Annotated in this window: 18 protein-coding genes; 9 read left to right on the top strand and 9 right to left on the bottom strand. The window is 57.5% G+C overall.

Annotated features, from left to right (window positions below; all coding sequences use genetic code 11):
- Positions 1-85 precede the first annotated feature (85 nt).
- On the bottom strand, positions 86-1,099 hold the full coding sequence (locus tag AB4N74_RS10590) for an aldo/keto reductase (protein WP_099759281.1): 1,014 nt from the start codon (positions 1,097-1,099) through the stop codon (positions 86-88).
- Positions 1,100-1,434: 335 nt separating this feature from the next.
- Positions 1,435-2,745 carry an MFS transporter gene (locus AB4N74_RS10585; RefSeq protein WP_116255549.1) on the bottom strand — a complete coding sequence of 437 codons (1,311 nt, stop codon included), beginning with the start codon at positions 2,743-2,745 and terminating at the stop codon, positions 1,435-1,437.
- Between the two features lie 171 nt (positions 2,746-2,916).
- Here AB4N74_RS10585 and AB4N74_RS10580 point away from each other — a divergent pair, with 171 nt between their 5' ends.
- From AB4N74_RS10580 to AB4N74_RS10565, 4 genes are all read left to right on the top strand, one after another.
- Positions 2,917-4,035 carry a sugar diacid recognition domain-containing protein gene (locus tag AB4N74_RS10580; RefSeq protein WP_093431128.1) on the top strand — a complete coding sequence of 373 codons (1,119 nt, stop codon included), beginning with the start codon at positions 2,917-2,919 and terminating at the stop codon, positions 4,033-4,035.
- Positions 4,036-4,252: 217 nt separating this feature from the next.
- A complete protein-coding gene (locus tag AB4N74_RS10575) occupies positions 4,253-5,392 on the top strand; it encodes a glycerate kinase (RefSeq protein ID WP_460099987.1) in 1,140 nt (379 codons plus the stop codon).
- Positions 5,393-5,615: 223 nt separating this feature from the next.
- Positions 5,616-7,241 carry a methyl-accepting chemotaxis protein gene (locus tag AB4N74_RS10570; RefSeq protein ID WP_460099984.1) on the top strand — a complete coding sequence of 542 codons (1,626 nt, stop codon included), beginning with the start codon at positions 5,616-5,618 and terminating at the stop codon, positions 7,239-7,241.
- A 41-nt stretch (positions 7,242-7,282) separates the two neighbouring features.
- Positions 7,283-8,470 (top strand): pyridoxal phosphate-dependent aminotransferase, encoded by a 1,188-nt coding sequence (locus AB4N74_RS10565; RefSeq protein ID WP_460099981.1) that lies wholly within the window; start codon positions 7,283-7,285, stop codon positions 8,468-8,470.
- Positions 8,471-8,587: 117 nt separating this feature from the next.
- Here the strand turns inward: AB4N74_RS10565 and AB4N74_RS10560 are convergent, their stop codons facing one another.
- The 5 genes from AB4N74_RS10560 to AB4N74_RS10540 form a co-directional block, all read right to left on the bottom strand.
- Entirely contained in the window at positions 8,588-9,565 is a 978-nt protein-coding gene (locus AB4N74_RS10560) for a 2-hydroxyacid dehydrogenase (protein WP_460099978.1), read from the bottom strand.
- A gap of 13 nt (positions 9,566-9,578) precedes the next feature.
- On the bottom strand, positions 9,579-10,877 hold the full coding sequence (locus AB4N74_RS10555; protein WP_257355258.1) for an MFS transporter: 1,299 nt from the start codon (positions 10,875-10,877) through the stop codon (positions 9,579-9,581).
- A gap of 48 nt (positions 10,878-10,925) precedes the next feature.
- Positions 10,926-11,954: a sugar kinase gene (locus AB4N74_RS10550; protein WP_257355257.1), complete on the bottom strand. Its 1,029-nt coding sequence runs from the start codon at positions 11,952-11,954 to the stop codon at positions 10,926-10,928.
- Positions 11,947-12,729: a sugar phosphate isomerase/epimerase family protein gene (locus AB4N74_RS10545; protein WP_257355256.1), complete on the bottom strand. Its 783-nt coding sequence runs from the start codon at positions 12,727-12,729 to the stop codon at positions 11,947-11,949. The genes AB4N74_RS10550 and AB4N74_RS10545 overlap by 8 nt, the downstream gene beginning before the upstream one ends.
- Before the next feature lie 151 nt (positions 12,730-12,880).
- A complete protein-coding gene (locus AB4N74_RS10540) occupies positions 12,881-13,909 on the bottom strand; it encodes a LacI family DNA-binding transcriptional regulator (RefSeq protein ID WP_460099974.1) in 1,029 nt (342 codons plus the stop codon).
- Positions 13,910-14,116: 207 nt separating this feature from the next.
- Between AB4N74_RS10540 and AB4N74_RS10535 the strand changes: the two genes are divergently transcribed.
- The 5 genes from AB4N74_RS10535 (at position 14,117) to AB4N74_RS10515 (ending at position 19,453) form a co-directional block, all read left to right on the top strand.
- Positions 14,117-14,914, top strand: coding sequence for a hypothetical protein (locus AB4N74_RS10535; protein ID WP_460099971.1), 798 nt, complete (start codon positions 14,117-14,119; stop codon positions 14,912-14,914).
- 90 nt (positions 14,915-15,004) lie between these two features.
- On the top strand, positions 15,005-16,705 hold the full coding sequence (locus AB4N74_RS10530; RefSeq protein ID WP_460099968.1) for a hypothetical protein: 1,701 nt from the start codon (positions 15,005-15,007) through the stop codon (positions 16,703-16,705).
- Between the two features lie 14 nt (positions 16,706-16,719).
- Positions 16,720-17,001, top strand: coding sequence for a hypothetical protein (locus AB4N74_RS10525; RefSeq protein ID WP_460099965.1), 282 nt, complete (start codon positions 16,720-16,722; stop codon positions 16,999-17,001).
- Between the two features lie 281 nt (positions 17,002-17,282).
- Positions 17,283-17,954, top strand: coding sequence for a hypothetical protein (locus AB4N74_RS10520; RefSeq protein WP_460099962.1), 672 nt, complete (start codon positions 17,283-17,285; stop codon positions 17,952-17,954).
- Entirely contained in the window at positions 17,951-19,453 is a 1,503-nt protein-coding gene (locus tag AB4N74_RS10515; RefSeq protein ID WP_460099960.1) for an autotransporter outer membrane beta-barrel domain-containing protein, read from the top strand. Before AB4N74_RS10520 ends, AB4N74_RS10515 begins: the two co-directional genes overlap by 4 nt.
- A gap of 68 nt (positions 19,454-19,521) precedes the next feature.
- On the opposite strand, the gene AB4N74_RS10510 is transcribed toward AB4N74_RS10515, so the two are convergent.
- Positions 19,522-20,025, bottom strand: coding sequence for a hypothetical protein (locus AB4N74_RS10510; protein WP_460099957.1), 504 nt, complete (start codon positions 20,023-20,025; stop codon positions 19,522-19,524).
- A 197-nt stretch (positions 20,026-20,222) separates the two neighbouring features.
- Positions 20,223-20,864, bottom strand: coding sequence for a DUF1345 domain-containing protein (locus AB4N74_RS10505; protein WP_016984456.1), 642 nt, complete (start codon positions 20,862-20,864; stop codon positions 20,223-20,225).
- Positions 20,865-21,024 lie beyond the last annotated feature (160 nt).

The following is a 21,024-nucleotide window of genomic DNA, read 5'->3' as shown; positions in this document are numbered from 1 at the left end:
ATCAATCAACTCATTCCGTTTGATCGCGCTTTGACCGCTGAAAAAACAGCCGAGGGTGTCGGCTGTCGAAGGGAGGCGGGCAAACTCAAGCCTGGTGCGGTTTACGCCCCGACACAAAATGACTCACATCGTTGAACCCAGGTGTCGATGAGTGCCCTGGCGTGACCAGCGAATCGATAAATGCCTCATCTTCAGCGCTGATCTTCACGGCCTGCGCCTTGGTGTACGCATCCCATTGCTGCTCCGTCCGTGGGCCGACGATCGCCGACGTCACGGCACTGTTGTTCAACACCCAAGCGATCGCAAACTCCACAGTTCCGACGCCGCGCTGCTCGGTGTACTGCTGAATCTGTTGGGCAATACGCAGCGACTCGACGCGCCATTCGGTTTCCAGAATGCGCTTGTCCTGACGTCCGGCGCGGCTGTTGGCGTCCGGTTTGGCGTCCGGTGCGTATTTGCCGCTCAGTACGCCCCGGGCCAGCGGGCTGTAAGGCACCACACCAAGGCCATAGCTTTGCGCTGCTGTGATCTGCTCGGTCTCGGCCTGACGGTTGACGATGTTGTACAGCGGCTGGCTGATCACCGGGCGGTCAACACCGAGTTTATCGGCGATACGAATCACCTCGGCGATCCGCCAGCCGCGATAGTTGGACAAACCCCAGTAGCGAATCTTGCCCTGACGGATCAGATCGCCAATCGCCGACACGCTGACTTCAAGCGGTGTGTTGTGGTCTTCACGGTGCAGATAATAAATGTCGAGATAGTCGGTGCCGAGCCGGGTCAGGCTGGCATCGATGCCATTGAAGATATGTTTGCGGCTCAAGCCGCTGCGGTTTGGCACGCCGTCCACCGGGCCGAAACCGACCTTGGTCGCCAGCACCCATTCATGCCGATGCCGGGCAATTGCTTCACCGACGATCTCTTCGGAACGGCCGTTGGTGTAGACATCGGCGGTGTCGATGAAATTGATCCCCTGATCCCAGGCTTTGTCGATGATGCGCAGCGAATCCTCTGCGCTGGTCTGCTCGCCAAACATCATCGTGCCGAGGGTGAGGGTGGACACCTGTAACCCTGAGTGCCCGAGAGTGCGAAAGCTCATGCCGAAATCCTTTTGTCGGTGGGAAAGCCCTAATCAAATACCAGAAGCGCGTGACGCGGCAAAGTGAATTATTAGCTCAATACAGCCCTCACCCTAACCCTCTCCCAAGGGGAGAAGGGACTGACCGAGGTGTTTGAGCGAGGTACACCGACGTGCAATACCGAGTCGAACTCGGATCCTGAATAGCCCGGCAATCGGCTCCCTTTCCCCCTCGCCCCCCTGGGGGAGAGGGCTGGGGTGAGGGGGAAAAGGATCTACAGAACACCACAAACTCCAAGCCGAACCCCCAATAAAAAACGACCCTGAAAAGGGCCGTTCTTCCGTGCATCAAAAACTCAAGCCCGCAACGTCCGCGTCATGCGCAACGCCAGCAGACTCCCGCCCACAATCACACCCGCCAGCAAATACAACGCCGCATCGGTCGAACCCGTGCTGTCCTTGACCCAACCCACCAGGTACGGACTGAGAAACCCGGCCATCTGCCCCATCGAGTTGATCAACGCCAGCCCACCGGCTGCAGCACCGACACTCAACATGGCCGTCGGCACTGGCCAGAACATCGGCAGGCCGGTCAGTGCGCCCATGGTGGCAATGGTCAGGCCGAGGATCGCAATCGCCGGATTCGCCGCGAAATTCACCGCGATCACCAGACCGATCGCGCCCATCAGCATCGGCACCACCAAATGCCAGCGGCGTTCTTTGCGCAGGTCCGCCGAGCGCCCGACCACCAGCATGAACACCGCCGCCAGCAGATAAGGAATTGCACTCAGCCAGCCAATCACCAGGTTATCGCTGAAGCCAAGGTTCTTGATGATCGACGGCAACCAGAAGTTGATCGCGTACACGCCGCTCTGGATGCAGAAGTAAATCAGGCCGAACGCCCAGATCGCCGGCTTCTTGAACACCGCCAGCAGCGAGTCGGAGGTGGTTTTCGGTTTGTTCGCCAAATCTTCGGCCTGATCCGCTTCCAGCACTGCACGCTCATGCGGGCTCAGCCACTTGGCGTTGGCGAAGCTGTCGCTCAGCAGGAACCAGGCGAGGGCGCCGAGGATTACCGTTGGAATGCCTTGCAGCAGGAACATCCACTGCCAACCGGCCAGACCGCCCTGGCCTGCAGCAAAGTGATTGAGAATCCACCCCGAGAAAGGGCTACCGAGCAAGCCGGACACCGGGATCGCCGACATGAACAGCGCCATGATCCGCCCACGGCGGAAGGTCGGGAACCACTGCGAGAGGTACAACACGACGCCCGGGAAGAACCCGGCTTCAGCCGCACCGGTGAACAGGCGCAGGGTGTAGAACTCGGTCGGGGTGGTGACGAACAACAGGCAGGTCGACAGCGTGCCCCAGGTGATCATCATCAGCGCGATCCAGCGCCGTGGGCCGAATTTGGTCAACGCCAGATTGCTCGGCACGCCGCACAGCACGTAGCCGATGAAGAAGATACCGGCACCGAGGCCGTACACGGTTTCGCTGAATTTCAGGGCATCAAGCATCTGCAATTTGGCAAATCCAACGTTGACCCGGTCGAGGTAGTTGAACAAGTAGCAGATGAAAATGAAGGGAATCAAACGCAGGGTGATGCGTTTATAAACGGCGTTTTTACCGTCATCGATGGTCTGGGTAGCTGCGGCGCTCTGCGACATAGCGGCTCTCTCTTTATTATGATTTTTTGCGATGCAAAGGGTAACGTTGATCGCCCCGAGAGTCTCGGCCACCTTTGGCTGGATTGTCTTTGTGCCTGCGCACAGGGTTTGCCGTCAGACCCTGTGCGGGTGAACAACCGCCAGTGCCATAAATCAAGGATTGCCGCCGCTATGTTTGAACTCGATCACGACCTCGCCCAGGACATCGTCGACCGGGCCATGGCCATTTTGCCCTACAACGTCAACGTCATGGACAGCCAGGGGTTGATCCTCGGCAGTGGCGAACCGGAGCGTATCAATACCCGTCACGAAGGTGCGCAACTGGTGTTGGCCAATGGGCGCGTGGTGGAGATCGACGCGCAGACCGCTGTGCATTTGAAAGGCGTGCAACCGGGGATCAACCTGCCGCTGTTGCTCGATCAGCGCTTGATCGGAGTACTTGGCATCACTGGCGAACCGGAGCAGTTGCGCACTTACGCCGAACTGGTGCGCATGACCGCCGAAATGCTCGTTGGCCAGCGCAATCAGCAGGCCGAGCAGCAATGGCGGCGCCAGCGTTGTGATGATTTGCTGGCGCTGCTGCTGAGCGAGGCGGGGGACTCGCCGCGTCTGGTCGATGAGGCGCAGCAACTTGGGCTCAAGCCGCAATTGACGCGAGTACCGTATCTGTTCGAGCTGGGCCTTGAACATGGGCCGGGGCAAACCGTCGAGGCGTTGAGTGCCTGGCTGACGTCGCGTTATCCCGATAGCTGGTGCGTGAGTTCGGCGAAGTCATCGCTGTTGTGGTGCCGCCCGGCAAGTCAAAACGTCGAGCATGATCGCTTGCTGGAAAAACTCGACAGCCTCGGCTGGAAGATTCTGCGCATTGCCGTGGGCGGGCAGGCCGATGGACTCGCCGGGCTGCGCCGTTGTTATCGCCGCGTGGGCGACTTGCTCGCCTATGGTCGCGAAGTGTTGCCGCATTCGCGATTGCTGACGCTGAACCGTTATCGATTGCCAGTGATGTTGTGGCGGCATCGTAACGATGATGCACTGGACGAATTGCTTAAGCCGCTGCGCAAGGTGATTGCCAAGGACGGCAACGGCCAGTTGCTGGCGACGTTGCGCAGTTGGTGCGAGCACGATGGCCAGAGTCAGGCCTGTGCCGATGCCTTGGGCATTCATCGCAACAGTTTGCGTTATCGGATGGAGCGGATTGCTGAACTGAGCGGGGTTGATCCGCTGCGGCTCGATGGGATGCTGGCGCTGTATCTCGGGGTGCAGTTGCTGCCACAGACTGATCCGGGTTAATTGGGCGTCTTCAAAGACGCCATCGCGAGCAGGCTCACTCCTACATTTGGAATGCATTTCCCTGTAGGAGTGAGCCTGCTCGCGATGGCGGCGGTACATTCACCGCACAGCCTTTTGTGAAAATGAACAATAAACGCCCCCGCCACTTGTGCAGCGGACAGGCGTCAAGGCGCATGCCGACTGGCAGCATGAGGGGCATTGCAAACGGAGAATTCCCATGAAGATCGTCATCGCCCCCGACTCGTTCAAGGACAGCCTCAGTGCCCAAGGCGTCGCCGAAGCCATTGCCCTCGGCCTGGCCCAGGTCTGGCCGCAGGCAACGATGATCAAATGCCCGATGGCTGATGGCGGCGAAGGCACGGTCGAATCGATTCTGGCTGCTTGCGAAGGCGAACTGCGCCGCACCCGCGTGCGTGGCCCGCTGGGCACAGCCGTCGACGCCGCGTGGGGCTGGTTGCCGCACAACCACACGGCAATCATCGAAATGGCCGAGGCCAGCGGCTTGCAATTGGTGCCGCTGGGACAACGCGATGCCTGCATCAGCAGCACTTTCGGTACCGGCGAACTGATTCGTGCGGCGCTGGATGCTGGTGCGCACCGGGTGATTCTGGCGATTGGCGGCAGTGCCACCAACGATGGTGGTGCCGGGGCGATGCAGGCGTTGGGTGTGAAATTGCTCGATGCGCAACATCAGTCGCTGGTGCCCGGCGGCTTGGCACTGGCGCAACTGGCGCAACTGGACCTGAGCGAACTCGACCCGCGACTGGCGCAGGTGCGTTTCGATATCGCCGCTGATGTGAACAATCCGCTGTGTGGCCCGCACGGTGCCTCGGCGATTTTCGGCCCGCAGAAAGGTGCGTCGCCGGCGCAAGTGCAGCAACTCGATCAGGCGTTAGGGCACTTCGCCGAGCTGTGTGCACAAGCGTTGGGCAATGACGTCCGCGATGAGCCGGGTAGCGGTGCGGCGGGCGGTTTGGGCTTTGCGGCCAAGGCTTTTCTCGGCGCGCAATTTCAAGCCGGGGTTGAAGTGGTTGCCGAACTGGTCGGCCTCGCCGAAGCGGTCAAAGACGCTGATCTGGTAATCACCGGAGAGGGGCGATTCGATGCGCAGACGTTGCGCGGCAAGACCCCGTTCGGCGTCGCACGGATTGCCAAGCAACACAACGTGCCGGTGATTGTCATCGCCGGGACATTGGGCGAGGGTTATCAAGACCTCTACGATCACGGTATCGATGCGGCATTCGCCGTGACCAGCGGCCCAATGACGCTGGAGCAGGCCTGCGCCGAAGCTCCGCGCCTGTTGCGTGAACGGGCGACGGACATCGCCCGCGTCTGGCAAATGGCCGCCAAACGCTGAGCCAGATCGGCAGCTCCTACACCAAGCGACCAACTGTGTTTCATTGTTGTAACACTCTGAAAAATAATTTCTCTTGACCCGCAATCTTCCTAAAGCCTGGCCGATACAGCTAACAGGCGCGCACCAAACTTCCTGAAAACAGCGACGCCAGACTGAGCCCGCCCCCCTCGGGCCAGTGACGACGCATGGACGCTCGTAGTTTCTATCTTTCGAGAGCTCAACTATGTCCCTGCGTAACCTGAATATCGCGCCCCGTGCCTTCCTCGGTTTTGCCTTTATCGCCTTGTTGGTGATCGTGCTCGGCGTGTTCGCCGTCAATCGCATGAGCACTATCCGTCAAGCCTCGATCGACATGGATACCAACCAGCTGCCCAGCGTGACGTACCTTGGCGTGGTGACGGAAAACGTTCTGCGTCTGCGGATTCTGTCGTTCCGGATTCTGGTCAACCGCGACCCTGCCGGTCTGCAAGAGGCGCAAACACGCATTGGCGTGCTGGTAGACAAGGTACGCAGTGCTCAGGCGAGTTACGCTGCGCTACCTGCCGAGGCCGATGAACGTGCCTTGTATCAGGCTTTCGCGACGACGCTCGACAACTACCTGCAAGCGCAAAACCAGATGATGGAGCTGTCGCGTCAGGACAAGGTCGATGAGATGCGCACGCTCATCAACACGCGGATCAAGGACGGCACCGACCAGATGGGTGAACAGCTCAACAAGCTGATCGCAATCAACGCCGCAGGTGCGAAAGTCGCCTCGACTCAGGCGGGTGAGCATTACGACAGCGCCATTACCGGCATCGTCATTGTTGCCGTGATTGCGGCGTTGGCGACGGTGCTGTTGGCACTGCTGCTGACCCGCAGCATCGTCACCCCGCTGAACCGTGCCGTACTGGCCGCGCAAACCATTGCCGACGGTAACCTGAGCAAAACCATCGAAGTCGACGGCAAGGACGAAGCGACGCAGTTGCTGCAGGCGCTCGCCACCATGCAGAGCAACCTGCGCAAAACCATCGAACAGATCGCCGGTTCCGCCACACAACTGGGCGCCGCTGCCGAAGAACTCAGCGCGGTGACCGAAGAAGCCTCCCGTGGCCTGCAGCAGCAGAACAACGAAATCGAGCAAGCCGCCACCGCCGTCAACGAGATGACCGCCGCTGTCGAAGAAGTGGCGCGCAACGCCGTGTCGACCTCCGAAGCCTCGAACCAGTCGACCCACGCCGCCCGCGAAGGTCGCGATCAAGTGGTGAAAACCGTCGATGCGATCCAGACCATGACCCACGACGTGCAGAACACCGCGCAGATGATCGAAGGCCTCGCCGCGCAGGGCCGTGATATCGGCAAAGTGCTCGATGTGATCCGCGCCATCGCCGAACAGACCAACCTGCTGGCGCTCAACGCAGCGATCGAAGCCGCCCGCGCCGGTGAGGCCGGACGCGGTTTTGCCGTGGTTGCAGACGAAGTGCGCGCGCTGGCTCATCGCACCGCACAATCGACCCAGGAAATCGAAAAAATGGTCGCCGGCATCCAGAACGGCACCGGCGAAGCGGTGTCGTCGATGCAGCAAAGCAACCAGCGCACCCAGACCACCCTGGAAATGGCCCGCGCCGCTGGGGTTGCGCTGGAGCAGATCACCCAGTCGATCCATCAGATCAACGAACGCAATCTGGTGATCGCCAGCGCCTCGGAAGAGCAGGCGCAAGTCTCGCGTGAAGTCGACCGCAACCTGGTCAACATCCGCGATCTGGCTACTCAATCGGCCGCCGGGGCCAACCAGACCAGCGCCGCGACCCACGAACTGTCGCGTCTGGCGGTGGATTTGAACGCCATGGTGGCGCGTTTCGTGATTTGAGATACGGTGAAGGCTGGAGACCGCGCAATCAGGAGACGTACATGCGCTATTCAGCCTTGACCCAACGAATCGCCGGGGAGGGAGCCGCTGCCTGGCAGATTCACGACCGAGCGCTGGAGCTGCGCGCCGAGGGTGTCGATATCCTGCTGCTGAGCGTGGGCGACCCGGATTTCGATACACCGCTGCCGATTGTCCACGGCGCGATCGACAGCTTGCTGGCGGGCGATACCCATTATTCCGAAGTGCGTGGCCGTTTGGCGCTGCGCAAGCTGATTGCCGACCGCCATCGTCGGCGCAGCGGTCAAGCGGTGGATGCCGACCACGTAATCGTCATGCCCGGCGCGCAATGCGCGGTGTATTCGGTGGCGCAATGTCTGCTTGATCCCGGCGATGAAGTGATCGTCGCCGAACCGATGTATGTCACCTACGAAGGCGTGTTTGGCGCGTGTGGCGCAACGGTGGTGCCGGTGCCGGTGCGTCCGGAAAACGGCTTTCGCGTCGACCCGGTGGATGTTGCCGCGCGTATCACCCCGAAAACCCGCGCCATGCTGCTCAACAGTCCGAACAACCCCAGCGGCGCGAGCCTGTCACTGCTGATCTGGCAAGAACTGGCGGCGCTGTGCATCCGCCATGACTTGTGGCTGATCAGCGACGAGGTCTACAGCGATTTGCTTTACGAAGGTCAGCACGTCAGCCCGGCGAGTCTGCCGGGCATGGCCGAGCGCACGGCGACGATCAACAGCCTGTCGAAATCCCACGCCATGACCGGGTGGCGCATCGGCTGGATGATCGGGCCGAAGTCGTTGGCCGAGCATTTGGTCAATTTGTCGCTGAGCATGTTGTTCGGGCTGCCGGATTTTGTGCAGAAAGCCGCAGAGATTGCGTTGCAGTCAGACCTGCCGGAAGTGACGCAGATGCGCGAGGAATATCGCCTGCGCCGGGATCTGGTCTGCGAGCGTTTGAATGGTTGTCCGGGGCTGTACCCGATTCGCCCCGACGGCGGCATGTTTGTGATGGTCGATGTGCGCCAAACCGGTTTGGGCGCTCAGGCGTTTGCCGAGCGGTTACTGGAGGGCTATGGGGTTTCGGTCCTCGCCGGTGAAGCGTTCGGGCCGAGCGCGGCGGGGCATATCCGCATTGGTTTGGTGGTCGATCGGGTGAAACTCGCGGATGCCTGTGCGCGGATTGCCTTGTGTGCGGCGCAGCTGTTACAGGCGCGCAGTGCCTGATGGTTTTGGGTTACCTGTCCCGGCCTCTTCGCGAGCAAGCTCGCTCCCACATTGGATATGCATTCCCCTGTGGGAGCGAGCTTGCTCGCGAAGGCGGCATGACTGCCACCCAAGAATTCAGCCCTGCCAAGCCGATGGATTCACCAGATTCGCCGGCTTCTCCCGAGCCAATGCCGCCAACAGATTTTCCACCGCACACCGCGCCATCGCTTCGCGCGTCTCATGCGTCGCCGAACCCATGTGCGGCGTCGCCACCACATTATTCAGCTGCAACAACGGCGAATCGTGATTTAGCGGCTCACGCTCGAACACATCCAGCCCCGCCGCCCGAATCCGTTGATGACGCAGCGCCTCGATCATCGCCGCCTCATCGACCACTTTGCCCCGCGAGATATTGATGAAGATGCTTTCCGGGCGCATCAGCGCGAACTGCTCGGCGCCGATCAAGCCTTCGGTCTGCGCCGTCAGCGGCAAGGTCAGGCAAATGAAATCGGCCTGCTTGAGCAGATCTTCCAGGCTGCGGTATTGCGCATCGAATCGCGCTTCGACCGCCGGTTTGCGCGACTGGCTGTGATAGATCACCGGCATGCCGAACCCGAAATGCCCACGCTGCGCCAGCGCTTCGCCGATGCGGCCCATGCCGATAATCCCCAACGTCTTGCCATGCACATCGGTGCCGAAATGCGCCGGGCCGATATTGCGGCTCCATTGGCCGCTGCGCACCATGTTCGCCAGTTCCACCACACGCCGGGCTGCGGCGAGGATCAGGGCGAAACCGGTGTCGGCGGTGGTTTCGGTAAGTACGTCCGGGGTGTTGCTCAGGAGGATCTTGCGCCGGGTCAGATAATCGATGTCGTAGTTGTCCACGCCCACCGAGACGCTGGCAATCGCCTCCAGTTGCGGCGCGAGATCAAGCAACGCCGCATCAAGTTTCAGGCTGGCGCCGAGCATGCCTTGGGCGCGGGGCAGGGCATCGCGCAGTTGCATGAGGCCGTCGGCATCGAGGCTTTCGATCAGCGTGACTTCGCACTGTTCCTGCAAACGCGCCATCAGCACGGGCGAAAGTTTCTTGTACAACACGACCTGTTTTTTCATGGCAAAAGTCTCTTCAGGAATGCGCCGGCACGGCACGCGTGGCGACGGCTTTGGCGACGACGCGATCACTGGCGCCGGGCTTGAGAAAAATCGTCAGGACCACCGACAGCAGCAACGCGCCGCTCATCAACAGATACGAAGCGCCGGGCGAGCCGGTGGAGCTGTTCAGGTAACCGACCAGGTACGAGCCGCCGAACGAGCCGAGCGCGCCCATGCTGTTGATCAACGCCATCGCGCCACCGGCGACGTTGGCCGGAAGAATCTCCGGGACGATGGCAAAGAACGGCCCGTAAGGTGCGTACATGCAGGCGCCGGCAATCACCAGCAGCGTGTACGACCACCAGAAGTGTTCTGCGCCCAGCGCGTAGGAGCCGTAAAACGCGATGGAGGCGATCAGCAGCGGTGGCCAGACAAAGCGTTTGCGCTTCTGCAACTTGTCCGAACCCCACGACACCACGAGCATGCCGATCACCGCCGCCAGATACGGCAGCGCCGACAGCCAGCCGGCCTCGATCATGTCCATTTGCGCGCCGGCCTTGAGAATCGATGGCAGCCACAGCACAAAGCCGTAAACGCCGATGCTCCAGCAGAAAAACTGCAGCGCGAGAATGATCACCTTCGGCGAACGGAATGCCTCGGCGTAGTTCTTCACTGCTTTGATACCGACCTGTTCAGCAGCTAGTGCGCTTTCCAGATCCTGCTTTTCCTGCTCGTTGAGCCACTTGGCCTGCGCCGGCCGATCATCGGCCAGACGCCACCAGATAAACGCCCACAGCACCGCCGGCAGGCCCTCGATGATGAACATCCAGCGCCAGCTGAAATGTTGCACCAGATACCCCGAAACCACCGACATCCACAGCATCGTCACCGGGTTGCCGAGGATCAGGAAGGTGTTGGCCCGTGAGCGTTCGGCACGGGTAAACCAATGGCACAGATAAACCAGCATCGCCGGCATTACAGCGGCTTCGACCACGCCGAGCATGAAGCGGATGACGATCAGCCAATAGGCGTTGGAGACCACGCCGGTCAACGTGGCGAGAGCACCCCAGAGAATCAGGCTGACGAAAATCAGCTTCTTCACGCTGTGTTTTTGCGCGTAGATCGCACCGGGCACCTGGAAGAAAAAGTAACCGAGGAAGAACAGCGCACCAAGCAGCGAAGACAGGCCCGGGGTGATCATCAGGTCTTCGGCCATGCCCGATGCGGCGGCGAAGCCGTAGTTGGCGCGATCCAGATACGCCAGGCTGTAGGTGATGAACACAATCGGCATGATGTACCACCAGCGGCGGGTGGCGAGGGTTGCGGTTTTCATGGGTCTTGCTCCTGAGCTTGTTGTTTTTGTCGCAGCAGGTTCAATTGATCAGTTGTCTGTGACGGCCCCATCGCGAGCAGGCTCACTCCTACATTTGAAATGCGTTCCCTTGTAGGAGTGAGCCTGCTCGCGATCGGCGCCTTCGAATTCAGTGAGGAGTTCAGCCCGGGTTGGAAGGCCCTCCATATCCCCGCGACTCTGCACCGCCCGACTGCCAATCCAGTTTGCACGCTGCACCGCCTCGGCAAAACTCTGGTGCTCAAGCAGGGCACTGATCATCCCCACCGCAAAACCATCACCGGCACCGACCGTGTCGACGACATGCGCCACCGGCACACCGGCGACAAACCCCGATGCCAGATGCGTTCGGTAATAAGCGCCTTGCGGGCCAAGCTTGATCGCCACCGCTTCGGCACCTTGATCAAGATAAAACGCAGCAATGTCCGCAGGGTCTTCGAAACCGGTGAGCAAACGACCTTCACTCAACCCCGGCAGCACCCAATGGGCGAGGGCGGCGAGGCGGTTGATCTCGCCGATCATCTCGCGCTCGCTGGCCCACAGGCTCGGGCGCAGATTGGGATCGAACGACACGCTGCGTCCGGCGTTGCGCATGCGTGTCATCAATTCAAAGGACATCTCCCGCGCCGAGGCCGAGAGCGCTGGAGGAATGCCAGTCGCATGAAGATGGCGAGCACTCAGCAAACTGGCCGTGATCGACTGCGGCGACAAATGACTGGCCGCCGAACCGCGCCGGAAATACTCGACCTGCGGGTCGCTGCCATCGTCATTGCGCGATTTGAACTGGAACCCGGTCGGGTGCTGTTTGTCGACGTCGACGTGACTGCAATCCAGACCCTCCTTGATCAAGGTCTCGACCACAAAGCGTCCGAGCGAATCGTCGCCGACCCGGCTCAGCCACGCGACGTTGAAACCCAGGCGCGACAGCCCGATCGCGACATTGCTGTCGGCCCCGGCGATACGCTTGTGAAAGTGCTCGACCGCCGCCAGATCACCGGTCTGCTCGGCGACCAGCATCGCCATGGTTTCGCCGAACGAAAGAATATCGATCTCAGACATGAGCAGGCTCCAGACGGGATTGGCCGAGGCGGGCGAGGGCGGCGACGTGCTCGGTGGTCAGTTGCACCAGATCATCGCCCTGCAACGGATATTCGGCGGCGCGCATAACGCCTTGGGCCATGTGCCGCAACAGTTGTTCCCACAGATGCAGGTCACTGACGGCCGGCGGCACCGCCACCAGTTTGCCGTCGGCGCGACGGGCCACGGCTTTGCAGTGCACATAACCGACATGCCGGCCGAGCAGGCGGGCGGCGCTGGCAGCGGACTGGTCCTGCCATTGCCAGTTGCCGATGTCGAAGGTCATCTTGATTGGCAGGTTGTGCTGCTCGACCGCAGCGAAGAAGCGCTGAAACGGTTCGATGCGTCCGCCGTGCAAGGTCTGGTCGTTTTCCACCAGCAACTGTACCGGGCTGTGCTTCAAGCGTTCGGCCAGGGCTTGCAGATCGTTGGTGTCGGTGAAGTAGCCGAGAGAAACCTTGAGCCACTTTGAGCCGAACGCTTCGGCCTGTTGCAGCGCGGTGATCAACTCGGGATTGGGCTGCGCCTGCCCGGCAAGCCACAGTTCGGTCGGCGAGGAATAGATGCTTAGCAAGCCCTGCGCCTGCGTGGCCTGCGCCAGTTGCGCCGGGTCTTCGCGCGTCAGCAGCTCTTCGCGCCATTCGATGCGATTGGCCCCGGCGGCAGCCAGAACATCAATGAAAGCATCCTGCCCGCGCTGACGCACAAGCTCGGCGCCGTAGCTGGACAGGCTGATGGAAACGTCGGGTTTATTCATTGTTATTGACCTCTGAAACCGGTTTCATTTTTGTTCAAAAAAATATCAGGTGTTTCTGTGTTGTTCTCTCGGGCGCTATCGCGAGCGGGCTCACTCCTACAGGGGAACGCATTCCAAATGTAGGAGTGAGCCTGCTCGCGATAGCGTCAGCTCAAACAACGCTAATCCCCAAGGTTGACCCACGCTCAACCAGCACCGGCGCAAAATCCACCACCCGCGCCACCTCATCATCCCCACGCAAGCGCTTGAGCAAACACTCAAACGCCCGCGCGCCGATCTCCTGCGTCGGCTGAGCCAGCGCGGTAATCCCGCTGCCCACCAACGGATACCAATCCAGATCATCCAGGGCCATCAGCCCGACGTCCTTGAACAATCGGCAACCCATTTGGCGTAACGCAGTCGTCGCAGCAAGCGCCGCCACACCATTGGCGCAAAACAGCGCTTTCGGGCCGTTACCGGGTGTGTTTAAAAAGGTTTGAAGTTGCGCGTTCAGATCATCGCCGGTTTCCAGCACCGCCCCGGTCAACCCCGAGCGTTGGGCAATCTGCGCCTGAAAACTGCTGACCCGCTCAATCCGCGAACTGGTGCCGTCATACGGTTCAGTCACCAGCACCAGATCCCGATAGCCACGTTGTTGCAGATGCGTAAGCGCCATGCCGACAGCCTGCGGGTTGTTCAACCCAACCATGTCGCTGTCCAGTCCGTCGACCTTGCGATCCACCAGCACCAGCGGCATCTCCCGGCGCAGCTCGTGCAGTTCGTCACGGTGATGGCCAAGGGTGTTCACGATCAACCCTTCGATGTTGTACGAGCGCAACAGGGCCAGGTGCTGGCGTTCCTGCTCGTCATCGCGGTCGGTGTTGCACACCACCAGGCTGTAGCCGTGGGCACGGCAAGCGGTTTCCACCCCGTGCATTACGGCAATCGAATAAGGGTTACGGATATCGGCGACGAGCATACCGATCAGGCGCGTGCGTCCACGTTTCAGGCCGCGCGCCATCTGATTGGGGCGGTAGCCGAGCTCGCTGATGGCCTGTTCGATGCGCAGGGCGATTGCATCCGAGAGCAGGACGCGATCATCGCCGATGAAGCGCGAGACGCTGGCTTTGGATACGCCAGCGCGTTCGGCGACATCAAGCATGGTCACGCGGCTGCGCTGGGCGGCGGAGAAGTCGTTCATTGCGGACCTTTTTGTTATTGGGTGGTACTGAAACCGGTTTCAGAAAACAGTATTTGCCGGAAAGCGTCAAGTAATAAACCTCCGAGCGCAGGGGGAGATTCCGATGAACGGTCGAATTACCTGTCAGATCTGACAGTAGGCAAGAAGTTAAAGCAAGCGCCTAATTTGTTGCAGGAACGCTTTGAAAGTTCGCCTGTGGAGATGGTCATGCCGCCTAGTGAAATCCTGCTGTACAACCCGCCAAAAGTAGTCGGAGTTGCAGATGATGATCCTGACGGGCATATCCCGCTGGAGTTGTTGATTACAGGAATAGAAGTGGTTGTTCCGATTTGGCCGGTGCAATCACCAGATGGAAGGCAAGACACGCTTATTGTGCGGATGAGACGGGGAACAGTCATTGAATTTGATTGGAGCCAAACTTACACCACGCCGATCACCGAGCGTGAGTTTGTCATTCCGATTGGTCCTGAGTATTTAACGACGGATGGTGTAGTTGAAGTCTTCTATCAAACCCGTAACTACGTTCAAAATCCGTCAAATTCTCTGCCTCGCAAGCTCACTATCGATCACCTGCCGGTCGTGAGGGATTTAAAGGAGGTAACTTATCCGAAGAAGGATGTACATGGATATCTTAACTGTGAAACAAAGCCTCCGATCTGGACAGGTATAGAGATAAAAGTACCACCTCTTCCCACGTTTGTGGACAGTGGTGATAGATGCGAAATCGAGTGGATTGGTTATCTGAGTCTAAACGGCAGTGGCGTGGCTATCGATCGGACCTATAAGAAAATCATCAAGAGTTCATTGACTCAGACAGAAATTGATGAAGGTTTTTCTGTCGTTGTTGAACCCTTTGTTCCGCATATTGAACCCATGATCGATAAGGCATCGGCGATTGCGACGTACTCCATTTACCGTGGTTTAAAGTTGATTGGTACATCAAAAAAAGGGTTGGTAAAGATAGATCGGGTCGTTACGGGAGGAAACTCACCCTGCGGTCCTTGAAATGGGTGGTACATAGCGCTGTGAAAATGAGTGCCGATGTACGCTGAAAGCCTGGCGTGGCGCAATCGTATGTTTAAAAGGAGCAATTACATGAATGCGAAAGTTGAAGGTTCGACATTGGCTCAGAAAGTATCGCTAACGAGTGCTGGCAATATTCTTGTAGATCCGGCAAAGATTCCGGCTCAGAATTTGCCTGGCGGTGATTTGCGCATCCCGATTGCATCGCTTACGGCTCCGTTGGAATACCAGATCCCCCAACCTCCAAATCAATACGACCGGGATAGGCTGACCGTCAATTTGCGGGTAAAAGGCACTGCAACCCTGATTCCAATCGTTCCTAGACTGGATTTGGGGGATATCGCTGACCGTGTATGGCCATTGCCATTATTTATTCCCCTCTCTGAGCTGAGGGAACTTGCAACGCCTGAAGCACCCACCGAGTGGGAGTTGATCTATCTATTATTTGCAAACGGAAATAACCCGGGCGCTCCGGTTATTACTGAGTACCACATCGATAGAACCAAACCTTATCAAACCAAAACACCAGCGACCGATTTTTCCCCGCCAGCCATTTCATTTCCCGCCGACTTGCCACCGACCAAGGATATCGATGATGCCTATCTGGGCGCAAATCCTACAGGCATTAAGGTAACCGTGACGCTTGCGGCCAATGCCAATCCCTCAGACGTTTGTGACGTCTATTGGGGGGTGCCTTCGGACCCTGCTTACGCAACCCCCGTCATGAAAGACATTCCATTGCCTGCCTCGGGTGAAATACTGATCCCGGTTGATATTTTTCAGAAATCGACAGAAGGTTTGAATACGCTGACTTTTATTGTCAGAGATCTTGCAAGCAACATTAGCAGGCAATCCAAACCCAATCAGCGCAATGTCCGACGCTTGGCGCCACCCGTACCGTTGCCGCCTGTTGTACCGTTGGCAGATGGCACTGACGGGGATACGTTGATTGATGTGGCTGACTGCAAACTGGGTGTAACCATTGAAGTACCGGTTCCACTGCCAAACTCGCCGTCTGACACCATCATAGCCAAGTGGCAGGGTATCTCACTACCAGAGCAACGAGTCGGCACCAGTACAACTCTGATTTTTCCTGTGGATTACACCACTGTGATCAAGGTTGCCTATGGTTCAACTGATGGGCCGGTGCCTACGACCGTCAGTTATGAAATGTTTCGCGGCTCGGGTGCTCCCATCGCCACAGAGAAAGCAGATATCTCCGTGGATATTTCTTACCCCGGTCCTGTGAATCCGGATGAACCAAGTGAAGTCAATCCGTTGCTTGAGTTGCCTCGGTTGGTGTCGTCACAAGGTGTAGATAATGAGCTTGATGATAATGACCACGGCGAAGACGCCGAGATTTTCATTCAACTCTATGATGCGCCTCCTACCGAGTCAGCGCAGAGCGTCACGGTCTTTTATGACGATCAGGAGTTGACGCCACCTTGGTTATTGCAGCCGGGTGAAGAGGGTAAAGAAATCGGCCCGTTTACTGTTCCCTGGTCCGTTATCGAAAAGAAACAGATCGCGGATGTGAAGATCAAGTGGCGGTTGACGGCGGTGGGGGGGCTAATCCGGTATTTTCAAATGAAGAAACGGTTGTCGTTAATATCACCAAAATCGATTTGCCCAAGGTACTGGTGCAAGGTCTCATTTTTGATGAGATTTCCTGCCCGACGCTTAATTTTCTGCCAGCCGATGACCCAAGCTTTCCGGGTGATGGCACTAATCGTCGCAATCTCAAAGTCATTATTCCGTTTAGCGCTTCGCTGATCGATGGGCGGACAGTGACACTGAAGTGGCAAGGCTATGAAGATGAAAGTGCAACGATACCTATTACTGGAACTTTAGTTACCAGAGACATAGCTATTAGCGGAACTGTACCTCCTGAAGGTATTGAAACGGATATTGGTGCGTACATGACCCATTTCAAACCTGTTTCCGATGGCTACGGAAAACTTACCTATACCATCACCGGTGTTGTCCCAGAGTCTGATGCGGCTGTCCATTTTGTGTTCTTGCTGGATAACGACGGCGCTTACTGTGAGATAGCCAATCCGGTTCCTTGACCTATGAATACGGTGGGCACCGAGCAGCGCTTTTGTGTCCGCCGTAGTCGTTTCCCAATAGGATGGAGGTTTCGTCGATTTTTCCTTACGCATTAGGGATAAGTCCTACATAACAACGCGTAATTACTCTTTAGCCTAGCGAACCTTTCAGATGCGCGAGGTTTCATTGAAATCTCGTCAATGAAGTCGATCCTTTTCTCGAGGCAGGTTGTCAGTATGCAAATACCTTTCAGGTCCTTTATTTCCCCCCTTCCAGGATGACAGCGCTGTGTGTCTCGCTTGTGTTGCCATCTTCCTTTGTATCCGCGGGTTCGTTGGTAGGGGGAACTGCCACTGTCAACAACGGCGATGCCATCGAAAGCTGGTTCCTGACGCAAAACGCAACGCTGAATATCAACAATGCACAGACTCTTGGTATCAACGCGGATAGCTCGAGGGTCAACATAAGCGCGGGCAGTAGTACCAGGGAAATCAGTGTCAGCGATAGTTCCACTCTTTCCATCGATGGGGCGACGGTCACGGGAACAAACGGACAATCAGGTCTGCTCCTAATTTCAAGTCAGGGTAACGTCAATAACAGCACCGTCAGTGGTGAAGAGTTTGGCGCCTCAGCCGTGCGGTTTTCTACTGCTCAGGCCGGTTCCATCCTGAACATAACGGGTAACAGCACCATCACTGGTGTTGACGCTGGAGCATTCGCAACCTCGCATAGCTTGATCAATATTGCGGACTCCACGTTGGTTGGAACGGGCTCTACCAGTTATGGCATGTGGTTGCAGAGTGCCGATGCGATCGTCAGAAGCAGCACGATCACTGGCAACCAGAACGGCGTATTGATCGAACTGGATATCACGGGTACTGCACCTGCGACGCTTGATCTTGATAACACCACTGTCCATGGCGTAACCGGGTCGTCGATTTCGGCAATGTGGCTGTGGAGACGGCCACTTTGACGCTGAATAACTCCCGTTTGTTAGCGGGCAATAACACGTTGTTAGAGGTCAAAGGCGGCGCGACTGCATTGATGACGGTCAACGCGAGCACGTTGAATGGCAACATCATTGTTGAAAACGGAAGCCATTCCGAGTTGACCCTGCAGAACAACTCCGTTCTCACCGGGCGTCTGGAGAACGTCAGCAGTGCGACCATAAGTGATACGTCCCAATGGGTGTTGGTTGACAATAGTCAGGTTGAAAAACTGGTGCTTAATGGTGGCTCGATCAAGTTTGGTGACAACAATGCGTTCTACCAACTGAACGTGGCCGAATTGTCCGGGAGTGGCAAGTTCATCATGGCCACTGATCTGGCGACGGGGCGCACGGACCTGTTGAATGTCACTGGAACCGCCAGTGGTTCGCACCAGTTGCTGATCGAAAGTAGTGGTACGGAACTGCCGGCAGGTCAACCGGTTACGGTCGTCAAAACCGCTGGGGGCGATGCGGTTTTTACGCTTCCCCGTAATGTCGATCAGGGCGCTTATTCCTACGGTTTGGCCAAAAGTGGTAATGACTGGATTCTGGATCCGGAAACACGGGTTATCAGCCCTGGAGCTCGTTCGGTGCTCGCATTGTTCAATACGCCGTTGCCAGCCTGGTACGGAGAGCTGACCTCTTTGCGTACTCGAATGGGCGAATTGCGATTGAACGGTGGCAAGGCGGGCACGTGGGGACGCACCTATGGCAACAAGTATCAAATTGCCGATGGATCCGGTGTCGGTTACGAACAGACCCAATACGGTTTCACGCTTGGGGCGGACACACAGTTGCCGATCGGTGATGGACAATGGTTATTGGGAATCATGGGTGGCCATAGTCAATCCGATCTCAATCTCGATGCGGGCACCTCAGGTAAAGTCGACAGCTATTATCTCGGCACCTATGTCACCTGGCTGGATGCCGCGAGTGGTTACTATCTCGACGGGGTTATCAAAGCGAACCGTTTTCGCAATGATGCGAAGGTCGGTCTGAGCGACGGGGAGCGCGCCAAGGGTGGCTACGACAATACGGGAGTAGGTGGTTCGATCGAGTTCGGCCGGCATATCAAATTCGATGACGGTTATTTCATAGAGCCGTTCACAAAATGGTCTGCCGTGGTTATTCAGGGCAAGGATTTTTCTCTTGATAACGATTTGCATGCCGAAGGTGATCGCGCGCGCTCGCTACTGGGTGAGGCAGGAATTACAGTAGGCCGGAACTACTCATTGAACAACGATATTGGGGTGCAGCCCTACCTGCGTGTGGGGGGAGCTTACGAGTTCGCCAAAAACAATGAAGTTCAGGTCAACAATAACGTGTTCAAGAACGATCTTTCCGGTGCGCGGTCGTTGCTCGGCGCAGGGATGTCCGTGTCAATGACAGACAAGCTGCAAATGCATGCAGATTATGAATACAGTGATGGCAAAAATTTCCGCCAACCGGCGGGGCTAACCCTGGGGCTTCGTTATTCGTTCTAACGTAAGGTTGGTAGTCAATAAAAAAGGAAGCCTTGGCTTCCTTTTTTTATTGACTGCAAGCAACTAAATCAGCAACCCACAACTTTGGCAGATGGGCGACGATGGATTTTTTTGGCAGGTACGCGTTGATAGGCTTCGAAATCAACTTTTACATCAATAGTCCTGCGCGTATCTTCATCCATGTTTTCGAGAGTTACGCTGATTTGTCCGGAAAAAGTATGGCTCTGGGCGTCGAACGCCACTCGTGCCTGTCCCTGATACTGCGAGTAAACGACGGGTTTCTCGGGATCGCTGTTATCGACAAAAAGTACCCGCACCGTGTAGGCATCCGGAAAGAGACCATATGTAGCGTCCGGCTTCCCTTTTGAAAATGAGATTTTCAGTTCTTTGGTCGTGTAATCAGGTGCAGGCGTCCTTTGCGTTCCGAGCATGACATGAGCTTCACCGTGCGGCGGTGGATAGATGGCGTCGAACATCTCAACCAACCCAGCATCGAAGGGTTCTATTCCGTTTACTAAACCGTGGCATTTTCCTTGAAACGTAGATGATGCGACCTTTGCAAGTGCGTTCATTATTCAGTCTCCGCTGTCATGACAAGTGATATCTCGCCTTCAGGAATAAACTGGCGGGATCAGCTTATCTAATGCCAAGTCAACAACTTTGTAACCTGTAAGACCTGACAGTTTACAAACCAGGTTTAGTGTGAAGCTTTATCAAAACGCCTGTCAGCCCAATGTGCGTATCGAAGATAGCCTTCCGTATTAGCCATTCATCCAAACAACCCTGCTGCAATATTGATCGAAAACCCCAGGATCGCCGTATTGAACACAAATCCGATCAACGACTGCGCCAGTACGATTTTACGGATATCCCGCGTTGCCACCCCGACATCCGCCGTCTGCACCGCCACGCCGATGGTGAACGAGAAGTACAGGAAGTCCCAATAGTTGGGCGTGGTAAGCCCTTCAGCAAAACGCAACGCCGGCTCCTTGCCATCCCAGGTGTAATACAACCTCGCGTAGTGCACGCAGAAAATCACTCCGATCAGCAGCCACGAACCGATCACCGTGAGAGCGGTGAACCCGTAATGCATGAGCTTGCGCGTGGTTTCCAGATCCTTGCTGCCTGCCAGTTCGAAGGTAATGGTCGCCAGGCTAGCCAAAGCGGCGATGCACACCACGAACAGCACCAGCCCGGCGTTTTCGTCTTCGACCTCAGCGATACGTTTGACGTCCGGCGCCTTGGCGCGCACGGTCAGCCAGAACATCAGGATCAGGTAAGTCCAGACACCGGCGTTCCAGCCGATGAGGATTTTGCTGACGATGGAATCGGCGGGGGCCAACAGACCAGTGGCGAGGCCGAAGAGGGCGGCGGCAGACAGGCGAGGGTGGGTGCGGGCGAGGAAGCGCATGGGGACTCGATGGGCCAGGGTAGTTCAGACACCTTAGCCCAGCGATGGCCGGTGTGACCACAGTGCTGGATGTTTGCAGAATCTCTGTGGGAGCGAGCCTGCTCGCGAAGGCGTCCGGTCAGTCAACATCGACGTTGAATGTACCGACGCTTTCGCGAGC

It is taken from the genome of Pseudomonas sp. H3_C08 (assembly GCF_054669455.1).
The sequence above is the reverse complement of the archived record's forward strand: the minus strand, read 5'-3'. Positions and strand labels throughout refer to the sequence as shown.

Coding starts and splice junctions, on each gene's coding strand:
- AB4N74_RS10510 (WP_460099957.1), bottom strand. CDS start 20,025: ATGAACGCACTTGCAAAGGTCGCATCATCTACGTTTCAAGGAAAATGC.
- AB4N74_RS10555 (WP_257355258.1), bottom strand. CDS start 10,877: ATGAAAACCGCAACCCTCGCCACCCGCCGCTGGTGGTACATCATGCCG.
- AB4N74_RS10545 (WP_257355256.1), bottom strand. CDS start 12,729: ATGAATAAACCCGACGTTTCCATCAGCCTGTCCAGCTACGGCGCCGAG.
- AB4N74_RS10565 (WP_460099981.1), top strand. CDS start 7,283: ATGCGCTATTCAGCCTTGACCCAACGAATCGCCGGGGAGGGAGCCGCT.
- AB4N74_RS10540 (WP_460099974.1), bottom strand. CDS start 13,909: ATGAACGACTTCTCCGCCGCCCAGCGCAGCCGCGTGACCATGCTTGAT.
- AB4N74_RS10550 (WP_257355257.1), bottom strand. CDS start 11,954: ATGTCTGAGATCGATATTCTTTCGTTCGGCGAAACCATGGCGATGCTG.
- AB4N74_RS10530 (WP_460099968.1), top strand. CDS start 15,005: ATGAATGCGAAAGTTGAAGGTTCGACATTGGCTCAGAAAGTATCGCTA.
- AB4N74_RS10585 (WP_116255549.1), bottom strand. CDS start 2,745: ATGTCGCAGAGCGCCGCAGCTACCCAGACCATCGATGACGGTAAAAAC.
- AB4N74_RS10590 (WP_099759281.1), bottom strand. CDS start 1,099: ATGAGCTTTCGCACTCTCGGGCACTCAGGGTTACAGGTGTCCACCCTC.
- AB4N74_RS10505 (WP_016984456.1), bottom strand. CDS start 20,864: ATGCGCTTCCTCGCCCGCACCCACCCTCGCCTGTCTGCCGCCGCCCTC.
- AB4N74_RS10560 (WP_460099978.1), bottom strand. CDS start 9,565: ATGAAAAAACAGGTCGTGTTGTACAAGAAACTTTCGCCCGTGCTGATG.
- AB4N74_RS10570 (WP_460099984.1), top strand. CDS start 5,616: ATGTCCCTGCGTAACCTGAATATCGCGCCCCGTGCCTTCCTCGGTTTT.
- AB4N74_RS10575 (WP_460099987.1), top strand. CDS start 4,253: ATGAAGATCGTCATCGCCCCCGACTCGTTCAAGGACAGCCTCAGTGCC.
- AB4N74_RS10535 (WP_460099971.1), top strand. CDS start 14,117: ATGCCGCCTAGTGAAATCCTGCTGTACAACCCGCCAAAAGTAGTCGGA.
- AB4N74_RS10580 (WP_093431128.1), top strand. CDS start 2,917: ATGTTTGAACTCGATCACGACCTCGCCCAGGACATCGTCGACCGGGCC.